General features: G+C 38.4%; 17 protein-coding genes. 6 read left to right on the top strand and 11 right to left on the bottom strand.

What is annotated here, in order from left to right; translation table 11 throughout:
* Positions 1-414: filament integrity protein FraC (fraC, locus tag TOL9009_RS41010; protein ID WP_398345026.1), on the bottom strand; the 414-nt coding region annotated here is incomplete at its 3' end.
* A gap of 279 nt (positions 415-693) precedes the next feature.
* On the opposite strand from fraC, the gene TOL9009_RS0130235 reads away from it, so the two are divergent.
* From TOL9009_RS0130235 to trpE, 3 genes are read left to right on the top strand one after another with little or no spacing between them, the layout of a single operon-like run.
* Complete coding sequence (locus TOL9009_RS0130235) at positions 694-1,113, top strand: photosystem I reaction center subunit II PsaD (protein WP_029637180.1); 420 nt, start codon at positions 694-696, stop codon at positions 1,111-1,113.
* A gap of 32 nt (positions 1,114-1,145) precedes the next feature.
* Complete coding sequence (locus tag TOL9009_RS47985; protein ID WP_186227726.1) at positions 1,146-1,331, top strand: hypothetical protein; 186 nt, start codon at positions 1,146-1,148, stop codon at positions 1,329-1,331.
* A complete protein-coding gene (gene trpE / locus TOL9009_RS0130230; protein WP_029637179.1) occupies positions 1,318-2,841 on the top strand; it encodes an anthranilate synthase component I in 1,524 nt (507 codons plus the stop codon). Before TOL9009_RS47985 ends, trpE begins: the two co-directional genes overlap by 14 nt.
* 2 nt (positions 2,842-2,843) lie before the next feature.
* Here the strand turns inward: trpE and TOL9009_RS0130225 are convergent, their stop codons facing one another.
* Together TOL9009_RS0130225 and TOL9009_RS0130220 are read right to left on the bottom strand one after the other, a co-directional pair.
* Positions 2,844-3,107, bottom strand: coding sequence for a type II toxin-antitoxin system RelE family toxin (locus tag TOL9009_RS0130225; RefSeq protein WP_038298082.1), 264 nt, complete (start codon positions 3,105-3,107; stop codon positions 2,844-2,846).
* Position 3,108: 1 nt separating this feature from the next.
* Positions 3,109-3,399, bottom strand: coding sequence for a hypothetical protein (locus TOL9009_RS0130220; protein WP_242055757.1), 291 nt, complete (start codon positions 3,397-3,399; stop codon positions 3,109-3,111).
* A 64-nt stretch (positions 3,400-3,463) separates the two neighbouring features.
* Between TOL9009_RS0130220 and TOL9009_RS44795 the strand changes: the two genes are divergently transcribed.
* Entirely contained in the window at positions 3,464-3,640 is a 177-nt protein-coding gene (locus TOL9009_RS44795; protein WP_084763405.1) for a chorismate-binding protein, read from the top strand.
* 134 nt (positions 3,641-3,774) lie between these two features.
* On the opposite strand, the gene TOL9009_RS0130210 is transcribed toward TOL9009_RS44795, so the two are convergent.
* Complete coding sequence (locus TOL9009_RS0130210) at positions 3,775-4,260, bottom strand: hypothetical protein (RefSeq protein ID WP_029637176.1); 486 nt, start codon at positions 4,258-4,260, stop codon at positions 3,775-3,777.
* Positions 4,257-4,748: an AAA family ATPase gene (locus tag TOL9009_RS41005; RefSeq protein ID WP_084763403.1), complete on the bottom strand. Its 492-nt coding sequence runs from the start codon at positions 4,746-4,748 to the stop codon at positions 4,257-4,259. The genes TOL9009_RS0130210 and TOL9009_RS41005 overlap by 4 nt, the downstream gene beginning before the upstream one ends.
* A 153-nt stretch (positions 4,749-4,901) precedes the next feature.
* On the opposite strand from TOL9009_RS41005, the gene TOL9009_RS0130200 reads away from it, so the two are divergent.
* Positions 4,902-5,489: a Uma2 family endonuclease gene (locus TOL9009_RS0130200; protein WP_029637175.1), complete on the top strand. Its 588-nt coding sequence runs from the start codon at positions 4,902-4,904 to the stop codon at positions 5,487-5,489.
* Between the two features lie 52 nt (positions 5,490-5,541).
* On the opposite strand, the gene TOL9009_RS0130195 is transcribed toward TOL9009_RS0130200, so the two are convergent.
* From TOL9009_RS0130195 to purS, 6 genes are all read right to left on the bottom strand, one after another.
* On the bottom strand, positions 5,542-5,742 hold the full coding sequence (locus TOL9009_RS0130195) for a hypothetical protein (RefSeq protein WP_029637174.1): 201 nt from the start codon (positions 5,740-5,742) through the stop codon (positions 5,542-5,544).
* 118 nt (positions 5,743-5,860) lie between these two features.
* Positions 5,861-9,517: a helicase-related protein gene (locus TOL9009_RS0130190; RefSeq protein ID WP_029637173.1), complete on the bottom strand. Its 3,657-nt coding sequence runs from the start codon at positions 9,515-9,517 to the stop codon at positions 5,861-5,863.
* 69 nt (positions 9,518-9,586) lie between these two features.
* Positions 9,587-12,592, bottom strand: a complete 3,006-nt coding sequence (locus tag TOL9009_RS0130185; protein WP_029637172.1) for a hypothetical protein — start codon at positions 12,590-12,592, stop codon at positions 9,587-9,589.
* 81 nt (positions 12,593-12,673) lie between these two features.
* The gene (gene purQ / locus TOL9009_RS0130180) at positions 12,674-13,351 is read right to left on the bottom strand and encodes a phosphoribosylformylglycinamidine synthase subunit PurQ (protein ID WP_029637171.1); all 678 of its coding nucleotides are present in this window, start codon (positions 13,349-13,351) and stop codon (positions 12,674-12,676) included.
* Between the two features lie 3 nt (positions 13,352-13,354).
* Entirely contained in the window at positions 13,355-13,492 is a 138-nt protein-coding gene (locus TOL9009_RS47980) for a hypothetical protein (protein ID WP_186227725.1), read from the bottom strand.
* A 4-nt stretch (positions 13,493-13,496) separates the two neighbouring features.
* Positions 13,497-13,775, bottom strand: a complete 279-nt coding sequence (purS, locus tag TOL9009_RS0130175; protein WP_029637170.1) for a phosphoribosylformylglycinamidine synthase subunit PurS — start codon at positions 13,773-13,775, stop codon at positions 13,497-13,499.
* 144 nt (positions 13,776-13,919) lie between these two features.
* Between purS and TOL9009_RS0130170 the strand changes: the two genes are divergently transcribed.
* Positions 13,920-14,315 (top strand): Fur family transcriptional regulator, encoded by a 396-nt coding sequence (locus TOL9009_RS0130170; protein ID WP_029637169.1) that lies wholly within the window; start codon positions 13,920-13,922, stop codon positions 14,313-14,315.
* Positions 14,316-14,426 lie beyond the last annotated feature (111 nt).

Here is a 14,426-nt window from a genome sequence, read left to right as displayed (position 1 = left end):
GACATTATATTGATTAAAAAAGACATAACTGATTAGTTGTGATTTTAAATTAACTGGTAAAACTGGCTCGATAAAGAAAAAACTTATCCAACCAATCACAGCAGTAAACAGATTGATACAGATGGCATAAAAAATGCTAGTTTTTTTGTCAAATCTTAACCTAACATTCAAAACATACCCTTCTATGGGTATAGCAACCAATAAAAATAAAAAATCAAACAAAATGGCACCAAGGGGAAAAGTTGTCGGAAGTTCAGGATATTCAAACATAAAAGGGTGAGGTATAAGGTTGACTTGAGAGAGTATAACTGAGAGATTCAGAATGATAGGGAAAATTATCTCATTCTTCCAGTCTTGTACCATCTTTTTGTTCTTTTGGTTATGGTATTGCAAAACTTTACAAGATTGGGGCATGGGGCATGGGGCATGGAAAGAATCGTATTTATTCACGCAGTTGCTTTATTCAATTTTTTTAATTCTCATTGCCCATTGCCCAATGCCCATTGCCCATTGCCCAATGCCCATTGCCCATTGCCCATTGCCCATTGCCCATTGCCCAATGCCCATTGCCCATTGCCCATTGCCCATTGCCCAAAAATTAACAAAGAACTGTTACAGTCTATAACGCGATCGCAACATGACCCAGGTCGCAGTGTTACGATGCCCTAAAAACGTTGAGAGACAATTTTTTTTATGGCAGAAACACTAACTGGACAAACTCCCATATTCGGTGGCAGCACTGGCGGTTTGCTTTCAAAGGCATACGAAGAAGAAAAGTACGCGATCACCTGGACTAGCCCCAAAGAGCAAGTGTTTGAAATGCCTACAGGCGGCTCTGCTATCATGAACCAAGGCGAGAACCTGCTTTACTTGGCTCGTAAAGAGTACGGTATCGCTTTAGGCGGTCAACTCCGGAAGTTCAAAATCACAGATTACAAAATCTACCGGATTTATCCCAGCGGCGAAACTCAGTATTTGCACCCGGCTGATGGTGTCTTCCCTGAAAAGGTAAACCCAGGTCGTGGGAAAGTGGGCTATGTAGACCGCAACATCGGCAGCAACCCCAATGCATCTCAACTCAAGTTCAGCGGTAAATCTCCTTACGATGCATAAGGAATAGGGACTGGGGCAATGGGCAATGGGCAATGGGAATTAAAGACGCTCGATTTTTGATACGCGTTTTATATCTAATAGCTAGCAGTCTTTCCATGCCCTATGCCCTATGCCCTATGCCCTATGCCCTATGCCCTATGCCCTATGCCCTATGCCCTATGCCCTATGCCCCATGCCCCATGCCCCATGCCCTATTCCTAAATTATGATTTTTCCTGATTTTGCCGAATTTCAAGAGCTAGCCAAACAAGGTAATTTTGTTCCGGTGTATCAGGAATGGGTCGCAGACCTGGATACGCCCGTATCTGCTTGGTATAAAGTATGTGCTGGTCAGCCTTATAGCTTTTTGTTGGAATCGGTAGAAGGCGGAGAAAAGCTGGGACGTTATAGTTTACTGGGTTGCGATCCGTTGTGGACTTTGGCAGCTAGGGGAGATTGTACAACTCAAACGCATCGTGATGGTTCGCAAATTGTCTTTGAAGGCGATCCTTTTGCAGCTTTAAGTCAATGTCTGGAACCTTTTGTGCCAGTAAAGTTACCGCAATTACCGCCGGGAATTGGCGGTTTGTTTGGATTTTGGGGCTATGAATTAATAAATTGGATTGAGCCGCGCGTGCCAATTCATGCCCAAGATGATCGTAATATTCCGGATGGATTGTGGATGCAGATAGACCACCTGTTGATTTTCGATCAGGTGAAGCGGAAAATTTGGGCAGTTGCTTATGCTGATTTACGTAACGTAGAGACGCGAAATTTCGCGTCTTTACAAGCAGCATATCAACAAGCGTGCGATCGCGTCACTCAGATGGTTCACAAGTTATCTTTACCCCTATCGCCCCTAAATACTATCTTGGAATGGACACCACCAAATAGTAGAGGAGTGGGGGGAGCGGGGGAGTATACCAGCAACTTCACGCGAGATGAATTTTGCGCCCAAGTTGAAAAAGCAAAGGATTATATCAAAGCAGGCGATATTTTTCAAGTAGTAATTTCCCAACGATTATCAACAGAATACACTGGCGACCCCTTTGCACTTTATCGTTCTCTGCGCCAAATTAATCCTTCGCCTTACATGTCTTACTTTCACTTCCAAGATTGGCAAATTATCGGTTCCAGTCCAGAAGTGATGGTGAAAGCAGAACGCGATGGAGATGATATAATCGCCACAGTCCGCCCGATTGCCGGAACCCGTCCACGAGGGAAAACAACCCAGGAAGATGCACTTTTAGCCGCAGATTTGCTGCAAGACCCCAAGGAAATCGCTGAACATGTGATGTTGGTAGATTTAGGGCGTAATGATTTGGGGCGAGTCTGCGAAAGTGGTAGTGTGAGAGTTGATGAATTAATGGGGGTAGAAAAATACTCTCATGTAATGCATATTGTCAGTAATGTTGTGGGGAAACTAGCATCGGGTAAAAGTGCCTGGGATTTGCTCAAGGCTTGCTTTCCAGCGGGTACAGTCAGTGGTGCGCCGAAAATTAGGGCAATGGAAATTATACACGAATTAGAACCGTGTCGGCGGGGTGTATATTCTGGTGTGTATGGATATTACGATTTTGAAGGGCAATTAAATAGTGCGATCGCTATCCGGACAATGGTAGTGCATGATGGTAAAGTCAGCGTGCAAGCTGGCGCCGGTATGGTAGCTGATTCCCAGCCAGAGAAAGAGTATGAAGAAACGTTAAATAAAGCGCGGGGACTTTTAGAAGCGATTCGCTGTTTGCGTTGAAGTTATGAATCGTAAACTTCGCTACGGTGAGCGATGGTATCTACCAACACTTGCATAGTTTCATCATCAATCGAGTAAATAACCCGATAATCACCAACCCGAAAACGGTAGTAACCTGAATAGTTTGCCTTGAGAGGTTTAATGTTTGGGTGAAAGCGAGGATTTTGCTGTAGCTGCTCAAAGCCACGATCTAGACGTTGTTGTAATTTAGCTGATGCTGCCTCAAAAAACTGCTTTGCCTCTTCGCTCAGGTCGATATTATACAAGTTAATACTTCCTTTTGAGTTGCTCAAGAGGTGTAATGCGACCTTGAGAAATGTCTTTCTTACCCTTTTCAAAGGATTCGACAAAGCCAGGAATTTTCTCAAGTTCTTGAGTTGCTTCCTCACTCTCCTTATCTGCAAGGTAAGCTACAAAGTCAGCGACAACTTGCAAGCGTTCTAAGGATAATTGTTTGAGGTGTTGATTGATTTTATCTTGGATTTCTATTGCTTGAGCAAGAGCGATCGCTTCGGTGTTTTCGCAACTTTCTTCAATCGTGTTAATTGTATTTTCCATTGCAGAAACCAACTCGTAGAAAGCTGGAATATTTAGCTTTAATATAGCGCTTGCTCTTTAAAGTTTGTGGAGTGCGATCGCCGAAGGCGGGTCTTCGACCATCGCTATCCGAATAATGGTAGTGCATGATGGTAAAGTCAGCGTGCAAGCTGGCGCCGGTATGGTAGCTGATTCCCAGCCAGAGAAAGAGTATGAAGAAACGTTAAATAAAGCACGGAGGATGCAGCAAAGTAAGTTTTAAGGTAGTTTCAATTACTTGCTCTATAGGAGGAGATATTAAAACTCGGTGGTTTCCAACAATAACTGTTAAGCGCAAAGGAAGAGCAAGACCCATCTTTAAGAATCTGGCAACTTATAAAGTGCCTGATATCTACTTTAATTAAACAGAAATGGTTTGACAGATGAAATCATACGATCTAACTCAGTTTCATTATGTCTGAGAAGATCGTACCCCCACAATTCATTCGTTCTATCGGAGCAATCTTTCGCAAGAGCTTCTCCGATCTTTTCAAAATTCTTGTTAATATCTCTCTTTAAGTTCTCTGGTTCAGATAACACACCAAGAACAAATACTCTATCTTCTAAATCATTTGCAATCTGATCCTTTACATGACTCAATCTATCTTCATGGTCATCAAAATCAATCAGCAAAGCCATCATTCTGTGTTGATATTGTCGCATTGTAGAGGCATAATCATTCGTAAATTTCTTCACAACGTTTTTCCAACCACGAGCCACTGGTAGGACTTGAATAGCGTGGCTATTGAGGTTTAGATTAAGAAGAAATCCGTTCGCAATCTGGCGATTAGCATCGTCTTCCGGCAAAACAAGAATGTGCGGTCTATCCTTATTTATGCTCATAGTTCTATATCGCCACGAATCAAGGCATCTACAAGATCACCTTGAACAGACATATCACTGAGCAATCTGACTAAAGTTGGTTCCAAGTGGCTTTTTCTATCAAGTACAAAGGTATTTTCATGTGAAAACTTTCGGATTGCTTCCTCATCATGCGAAGTCATCAAAATTTGTCCACTATTCTTAAATGAGCGTCGCAGTGATGTGACAAAAAGTCCAACTTCTGACAAGGAAAGATAGTTGTCAGGCTCATCCCAGAAGCAAAAAAGTGGACCGTATGATTTGTTGGCAGCCAAGACAACAGCACAAAGAAAAAAGCATTTCTCACCGTCAGATAAGTCTTTAAAGTTAACACTCAAATTCGCATTATTTTCTTCAAAGCGAACAATCATGCTTTTGAAGTCTTTGCCAATAAGTTCATTCAGAAAATCCTTTATATCAGGCATAACTTCTCGAAGATATTGGTCAACCATCGCATCACTTTGTATCACTGCTGTGAGTACACCTTACGTTTTGTTGCAAGTTGTGTGGTGTGCGTTTTCCATCACGTCGTAAAGCGATGCCTACGGCAGGCAGAGCGATCGCCTTGATATATAGAATTAAAATAGAAAGTATTCACCGTCCACAGATGTTTAGGTAAGTTTATGGAAGCACTGCAAATTGCCTTACCTTCTACACTAAAATTGAATATCGATTTGACTGATGAGCAATATTTCCAACTGTGTCAAAACAACCGCGATTATCGATTTGAACACACAGCATCAGGGGAATTATTAATTATGCCACCTACAGGTAGTGATACTGGCAGACGTAATGTTAAAATAACCACTCAACTAGATATTTGGAATTCTCAGAATAACTTAGGCGAAGTTTTTGACTCTTCAACTGGTTTCACCCTACCTAATGGTGCAAAACGTTCCCCCGATGCTTCTTGGGTGAAAATTGAGCGGTGGAATGCTTTAACCATTGAACAACAAGAAAGCTTTGCTCCCCTAACTCCTGACTTTGTAATTGAGTTGCGATCGCGTACTGATTCTCTCAAAGAATTGCAGGATAAAATGCAAGAATATATTGACAATGGTACAAAATTGGGTTGGTTAATTGATAGGAAAAACAAGCGGGTCGAAATTTATCGTCCAGCTAAAGATGTAGAAATTTTAGAAAACCCTATAAATTTATCAGGTGAAGATGTTTTACCTGGATTTGTGTTGAATTTAACGGCAATATTATAAGTCAATTTCGCGTGCGATCGCTTAAACAAAAAATAAGCGATCGCCCAAAATCCTACTTCTCATCATCCAGTGTCTGTGGACGTTCAACAGCAGCAGGATTTACCTCTGCTTCGTCGGTTCTGGTAGAATCGTCAGCATTGCTGATAACCCCCTGAGTTTCTTGCGATCCTTCAGCAGCAGCATTTGTCAACCCGTTAGCGTTAACATTAGTTTTAGCAGAAGCACCTTTATGGCTAGCATTACCACCTGGCATAATTATTCCTCAACTTACGCGATTTCATACACCTCAGCTTAGACTGAGTAAATTGAGGAAAACCCTATCTATAGGCTTAAATTGTACTCCTCCACAGTCACCCACTATCTATAACCTTCTAGGGTGTAAAAACACTATCTCTAGAAAGAATTAAATTCAGTACATTTAACTCATTAGAAGTCAAAAGATACTTGTCTGTAAAAACTTTTTGTCTCATTTCCTCCAGACTGTAACTTCTAAAAACAACAAAAGGAAAATCTTGATAATTGTTACCAATAGGCAAAATATTACCAACAGGATACAGCACACGGATATATGCAGCTAGGATATCTCGGAAGCGTTGATCTTCAGGTTCATTAGGTTCATTCGCAAAATATTCACTCATAGCCTCACCGCTAATAAATGCATATAATGGTAATGCATAATACTGGTCAAAACGCTGACTAAATTGTTCAAGTCTTTGTGTTTTTTCAACTCCATCCGTCAGCTTTGTGACTAACTCTATAGCATCCTTAATCGCAGAGCGCAAACTTTCTGGGTAAGATTTCCTGTGACTAATTTGCTGCATATTTAGCCACAATTCATCAGTAGAATTTGCGATATCAAGCAACCGTATTTGATAAATTTCTTCTAAAGTGTTGTTACCAATAGGCACTATCAACAGACTACCACTAATGTAGCCCAATTCAATTTTACCAAAATCCAGTAACTTATCTAGAGTGTGACAAATTTGATAAAAATCGCGGTTGAAAGACTCCCGCAACGCTAGATAATTAGATTTAGTTGTATTTATAACAGTAAATTCTGCTCGTCCTAATAACTGTTCTAAGCTTGTATAAACCTTTTCTACTAAAACATCGCTTTTGTTTCTATAATGTTCTTTCTTCAATTGGTTGATAAGATTTACCATCTGAGCAGAAAATGTTTCACCAGCAGCTAAAATAGACTTACCACCTATAGGTATAATGATAAAATTATCGCGTCCTATGCAACCAGAGCCAAAAATTCTGGTCATTATAGAGGCTTTCAAAATTAATAAGATATTTAACAGACTCAGCACACTTTCTTGTAAAGATAATTGCTGGTTATCCTGATATTCTTGTAAAGATAATTGCTGGTCATCCTGATAATAAACTGAACGTTCTGATAAATAGAAAACTAATTCTTTATCCTCATTATCTATCTTATCATTACCACGACCTCTATAAATTACTTGAATTACTTCCATGAGATTTTTCTCAATCTCAAATTTGGGAATTTCTACTAGGATGTGTTTAGCTTTGGGGAAGGATAAACCCCGACTTCCGGAAGCAGTCATAAAAACTACTTTGACGTTTTCTTGAAAGTTTTGTATTTCTTTCTTTTCCTCTTCAGATATATTTGCGTGTATCTCCAGATAATCGGTACACTTTTCAAATTGTCCCCGATGTTCTTTAATTTTTTCAATCAGTTCTGCTAATCTGCGCTGATTTTGGATGTAAACTATTATTTGGTCAACATCAGACTGATTTAAAAAAGCTTCGATGTCTTTTAAAATCTCCTTTTGCAAACTTGCTTCCAAGTTAGATTTTTGCTTGAAATGTGCTTCATCACTAAACTTGCAAGATTCTATCAATACTTTATATGTGATAGATAAACTTTTTGCCGGGTAGGAGTTAGTATTGATAACTGTTGCTGCGAAATCTTTAAATACTAATGCTTGAATTGAAAGAGGTTGAGCAATTTCTGTAGCACGACGAAAATAGATTTTGTCTGGTTCTGGTGATTTATCAGAAAGGTGTTGAATTATAACGTTTTTATCAACGATAGAAGCATCAGCAACAATCACCTTTGTATTAAAACCATACTGATTATCATTCAATTTATATTTGAATATAATCTTATGAATTCCATCTAAAAAGTGAACTCCGCTATCATCCCCTGTTATTTCATCTATCATGATGAATAAGTGCTTGATTCTCCCAGAAATCTCTCGCATCCTCTCAGTAAAGATTATATTGTCTCTTTCGTTATAAGCATTTCTAAAGATTTTCTCAAAATGCTTCAAAGTGTCGTCAGTTTGTGTTGTTTTTAAAGCTTGGATAGAAGCGGTAGCGATTATATTATTTGACAATTCATCTTCTACAATCGTTGATATAGCCTCGCAAATGCTATTTAAAACGCCCTTTTTTTTATGTTGATTATCTTGAATAACATCGTCAGTCGGTTTCTTCAGCTTATCTGAACGTCGTGCGATTCGCTCATTTTCCCTACTATGAATAAAGTGTACAGACTTTCGCACAAATTTACCTTGACGCTGATTGCAGGTATATTCAACAGTATACCGTCCGAAATTATCTGTAATTAGATTGCTGTGGCTATTAATAGCTAACAACCGATCATCGCACAATTCTCGCGTTTCTTTATTTTTAAACTTCTCGATAATGTCTAAGTTAACTTGTTTTCTAGGACTTACATAAAAGAAAAGAAAACCTTCATCTAGATGATTTTTGAGAAAATCGACGATCGCTGTAGTTTTACCAATACCAGGATTGCCAGTTAAAAATATATAAGTATTCTGAGAAACCAAAGCTTTTTTAATCAGTTCAGCATGAGCTTGTCGCAGGTTCATAACTCCAGTTAAAGCTAACTCTTGCATCAGTTTTGGGGGAACTTCTGTAACAAAGTTGAAAAATCCAGTAATTTTCTCTTGATGAGGAGGTAAAAAAGTAATCTCGTCAGCAGGAACTTCTAAAAGAGCATCAACAAACTGTTTACCACGTTCAAAACTATTATATGCGTTGCGTTTAATTAGATTTAAAACTTGCTTACGTGCTTCGTAAATTTCTTTGCCACTTGAGTCATGTTTGTAAATCTGATAACAGGTTTTCCAAACATCTATATTTTCGCGGTTGATAGACATAGCACTTATTCCGCGATCGCTATATCCTAGAGAGTTGAAAACCACCGATGCTGCATCAGGTAAAATCCCAGTTGACTGGATAAAATTATAGAAGCTATGAGCATAACCGGCAGCTTGAATTAATTTCGTACTTTCTTTGTCTTTATATTTAAAAGCTGTAAAATAACTCTTTAAATCTTCCGAGAAATCTAACCCTAAAGATTCGGTATCGATGCGAAGATTAGAAAAAACACTTTTGGAGCGTAAATAACTAATATCCCTCATCAATAAACGTCGGATAATTTCTATATAATCCAGGTTTTTCACATCGTCATTGGAATTAATAGAAAACACCGATAAATCAACACAGATAACCCGATATTGTCTCCGATATCGCAGCAGTATTAAAGTGTCTGCATTCAGAAACTCACCTTTTGCTTTATAACCTTTAATATACTGAGAGATATTATCTAAATTTTCAAACTGAGATAATACTTCTGTAAACCACTGACTATCATCCTTGATATCGTAGGTTCCGATGCTGTTATCACCGCTAAACCTACATTGGTAATATAATATTTCTATATTTCTTAGGTTGTGAGATTTAAGCCAATCTGTAGATTTCAAGTATTCATGAAAGAAATTAAAGCCACTCAAAAACCCTTTTTGTAAAAAGAATGTACTCCAAGTTTCAGCCATTTGTCTTTCTAAAGTGCTGATAACTTTATCTACAACTCGCAACCGCATTTTGGGAAACTTTAGCTGCTCTAATTCCTGACGATATAAGTTTGCAAATTTGTGCTTAATTTTGTTTTGTTCAATATAGGCAAGAATCCCAATATTAAATCCTACTTCAAACAAACGTCCTAAATCTTCTGCTATTTTTGATTTCATTAGAATTTTTTTTTAATGCAAAGGAAAGCAGAGGGAAGCGCAGAGTAACGCTGAGTAATATAAGATAATTCAGCGAACCTCTGTGTTTAATACTTTCTTTACTTGAGTTAAAAAAGCTAATGAGTTAAATTCGCTTTTTCCTTTCATATGATTAAATAGGGAGAGTTTACCGACAGACTCTTCTCCGATGAGATTTTCGTAAGGATCAAGCTTGAGATAAATGTCTTTAGAAGCTTTTTGGTATCGATAAAAGTGGAATAAGGTCAAATATTGCAAGATCTCATTTTTTAATGAACCGTTGAAAATCAAACCTTTCCTAATGTCTTCATCATCAAGAATGTCTTTATAAATATTTAATAAGGTTGCGTAGGAAATAACACCGTTGTAGTTTTTTTCTTGACCAGGAACTTTAATTCCATTAAATAAGTTAAAAAATACAACAGATTGCTTGCTGGAGTCATTGACTAAATTTGTCAGTTCTATGGTGTCTTGAATATATAATGAACTTGACTCGATTTTTTTGAGCTTAACTGCATAGTATTTATCAAAAAACATCGGATATATCTTAATATCTTTGTGTTCTGCTTTTAAAGCTTTAATTACATCTCTTGACATGAAAAATAATCCGTCATTTTCCTCAGTTTGAGTCATGTGCAATGTACTCGAATAAGGTGCTTTGGCAATATACAGAAAATGCTTGAATCCCATTTTGTAAAGTTTAGCTACTTCGTCAATGACAACGCTAGGATATGTAAACATTTGTTGCTTATCGTAGTTGTCTGAGAAAGTTTTAAGTAGCTGCACTCTGACAGCATTATCTTGACGTTTAATTCCCATAATTTCTCCCATCAAATTGGAGATTTTTTGAGAACTACCCCATCTGCGATCGCTTTCTCGACTAGAAACTATCACAATCGCTAATTTGTCCAATTCAGGAGAGTTTGAGGCATTGGTGAAAGTAAATTTTTTCGGCAAGACTGAATATAATGAACTCAGAACATTCGGAACTTTAAATTTACCTAACTTTTGCAAGTCTCTAATGTCAATTCCCTGTGCATTAGAACGATGTTTCTCGTTGAGTAAATGAGATAATACACAAGACAAGGACACGATAAATTTTTCTATTGGTGCATCGTCTTGCTTGTTGTTTAGATGTAGCCGAAAAATGGGGATAAATAATATCTTCTGCTTATCCAACAATACCCGAAGACTGATATAAGCAAGTAAGCAAAAGGTAAAGCAATAAACAAAAGCTTGGTGAGATTCTAGTTTATTACTTTCTAAACTGTAAGGTAACAATATCAGCTTACGCTGCGTGAAATATTGATTGAAAATCTCCTGGCATTTTTTATCTTTTAGAGGGACAAAAAGTATAGGTAAAGCACGAATACCTGTTAAATCGTACTCCATTCGGAAGGTTTCGCGGTCATCGGTAGCAAAAAAATGAATGTCGTTGATTGTAATTTTGGTTGGAAGAGTACAAAGAGAATTTGTCTGTGCTTTCGCTTCCGCAATAGATATATATTTGAGAACTTCTTTAGGGTTTCCTCTTAAAACAGGTTTGAAGAATGTATTGTTTTTGAAGATATTGCTTTTATTGTCCTCAAGGATGCTTTTTTTCACAGAAATATGCAGGGGATACTCTCGCATCGGAAAGCTAGTCTCTCGTTTGAGGAGATTTTGCAGCAACTTCTTGAGAAGATTGATTTTTCTCTGAACTTTGAATTCCTGAAAATATTTATAAATCTTCCGAAAAAGCTGTTGTTTTGCAACTTGGTCAGAACCCTTAAGAATCTGGATTACATTTTTATCAAATCCAGCAATCGGATCGTATTCTAATTCAGCATTCAGTTTGTAATCCTTGCTTTCTGGGTTATTGCGACTGGCAAACAAAAAATAGTATAAAAATGCTATTTGTAAAACTTTTCTCGCAAATGTTTCGTTTTTAGCATCTGCGATTCCCGCTTGATGTTCCTTGCTATCTGGATTAAGCAAATTCAGACGATATTCAAAGACATTTTTACCACCATACGCTTGCACTTTACCATCAAGTTTCAGCTTCAGACCAAAGATAAATTGAATTTCTCCCCGGTTGTCATCTTTGGTTTCACCTAAGTAACCTTCTATGATGGGGATAATTGGCAATATTTCAAATGCTTCAGCACGAGAAAACAAATCTCTATAGTTAACTGAAGTACCTGCATAGTTAACTAAGTAATCACCATCAGCTTTGGTGGTATCATTAATATATTCTTCTATCAGCTTGAGTCGTCTGATCAAGTCTTGGAGATATATAGCACCTTCAGCATAAGCAGCGCTAGTACTAGTATTAATATTCTCGTGGAGAAACTCCAAATAATTTATCTGTGCTTGTTTTTTTAGTTTTCCTAATGTTTGCTGATTGACAATATCTCGCAATTTGTAAAAGTCAGAGTTAGTCTCTTTCTCCAAATCTTCAAGTATGTACTCAATATCTTCTTTCTCTCCGGCACTTGCACTACTAAATTGCTCGTGGATATAATATTTTAAACCTTGCTGTAATTGTCTGTTAAAGTCACGGGTATTCTGCACAGTGATGGACAATTTGTGAACTTTTAAAAGTTCTTTATTCTCTGAATTGCTGTCATCGAAAGTTAATCGCTGCTTTTGTAACCCTTGATGTGGAAGAAAGGGATAGGTAAAGTCTAAACTAGGCTTATCACCTTTAAAATTCTGCAAATCTGTAACTAAGTTGCTTACAAACTGCTCAATTGAGGTACTATCTCCTAGTTCAGATTTTAATATCTGCTTCAGACAATCTCTTATTTGTTGAATTTGATTGGGAAAGTTTTCTTTAAAACCTGGACTAAAGTTAACTGTAGCAGCTTTGGCGCTATTAGCAGAAACACCTAAAGGATTGTCTACCTGCAAAGTAGCAACTTGAGCAGCTATGCTATCAATATCGATGTGTAAATGGTTGTTATCATCAGAAATTTTAAAGACTTTTTGACCACGCAAACAATGTAAAATTTTTGATAATAAGTCGCTATAATCTACGTAAATTAAATCGTCGCTTCCTGCTCGAATAATATTCACCCTGTTAATTCCTAGCTTATGGTGACTATTCAGTATTAGTCTTGATAGTCACCATCTCGCCACGGTAATTTAACGTAGAAGTTACATCAAAGCGCCTATTTTATCTAACAATCCAGAAAACAACTTTAACCCATCAGTACTACCCAACACTGCATCTGATGCTCTTTCTGGATGAGGCATCATACCTAGCACGTTTCCTGTAGTATTGCAAATACCCGCAATATTATTTAACGAGCCGTTAGGATTCTCACCTTGGTAACGAAAAACAACTTGATTGTTATCTTCAATTTCTGTCAAAGTGACATCATCAGCATGATATCTTCCTTCACCGTGGGCAATTGGCAAAGTGATAATTTCACCTTTTGTATAAGCTTGCGTCCAAGGTAAATCGGTGCGCTCAACTTTTAGGGGAGAGCGATCGCATATAAAATGCAAATCCCGATTTCTCACCAAAGCTCCAGGCAAGAGTCCGGCTTCAGTTAATACCTGAAAACCATTGCAAATACCGATGACAAATTTACCTTTTTTTGCATGTTCTACAACTTGCTGCATCACAAGTGAAAAACGAGCGATCGCTCCACAGCGCAGGTAATCCCCGTAACTAAAACCACCAGGGATAATTATCACATCACTATCCGAAATATCCGTATCTTGATGCCAAACCATGCGAGTCGGTTGCTTGAGAATGTCTCGTGTGACATAAGCAACATCGCGATCGCAATTAGAACCTGGAAAAACCAAAATGCCGAATTTAGTCATTTTTTATTGGGGAATTGGGCATGGGGCATTGGGCATGGGGCATGGGGCATGGAAAGAATCGTATTTATTCACGCATGAGCGATCTTGAACTTGTTTAATTCGAGCGTACCCATTGCCCGTTGCCCAATGCCCGTTGCCCAATTCCCTAGAATACTCCTGTCTGTGATTCGACCTCAATCAAATCAAAGCGATAATTTTCAATCACGGGATTTGCTAACATTTGGTCACAGATGCGATTCAATTGTTGACGTGCTTTACTTTCATCAGGTTCGGTGATGGTAACTTCGATGTACTTACCAATCCGCACAGAGTTAACGTTATCGTATCCCAACTGCTTTAGGCTAGATTGTACAGCCACACCAGCAGGGTCTAAGACCGAGGGACGAAGGGTCACAAAAATTTTGGCTAGATATTTCCTTTGCACAGGCTTTTGCTGAATGCTGCGATCGCTATACTATAACTTTCTGTTCCAAGTGAGTGAAAATAAGATCACAAAGCGGTAACTTGTTGATTTATCAATTAGCCAGTAAACAGCTTTAACTACAGTGGCAAATTTAAAGAATACTCTATGAGAGCCATACGCACCCGCAGTCAAGACCGTATCTTGAGCCTTCTGAAAACCATCAAGCAAGGCATTTCGGCACAGGATATTTACGTAGAACTGCGTAAACGCAACCAAAGCATGGGTTTAGCTACAGTTTACCGCTCTTTGGAAGCTTTAAAAATGGAAGGCATGGTGCAAGTGCGGACATTAGCTAATGGTGAAGCCCTTTATAGCCTAGCGCAGCAAGACAAGCATCACATGACTTGCTTGCAATGCGGTATCTCAATTGGGATTAATCAATGCCCAGTCCATGATTTAGAAGAACAATTGCAAGGCACTCATAAGTTTAAGATTTTTTATCATACTTTAGAGTTTTTTGGTTTATGTAGCCAATGTCAGATGACACAAGCTCCGGAGTAGGAGGAGGGGAGACAAGGAGATGGGGAGACAAGGAGAGGGGGAGACAAGGAGAGGGGGAGACAAGGAGAGGGGGAGACAAGGAGAGGGGGAGACAAGGAGAGGGGGAGACAA

This window comes from [Scytonema hofmanni] UTEX 2349 (assembly GCF_000582685.1).
Classification (GTDB): domain Bacteria; phylum Cyanobacteriota; class Cyanobacteriia; order Cyanobacteriales; family Nostocaceae; genus Hassallia; species Hassallia hofmanni.
The sequence above is the reverse complement of the archived record's forward strand: the minus strand, read 5'-3'. Positions and strand labels throughout refer to the sequence as shown.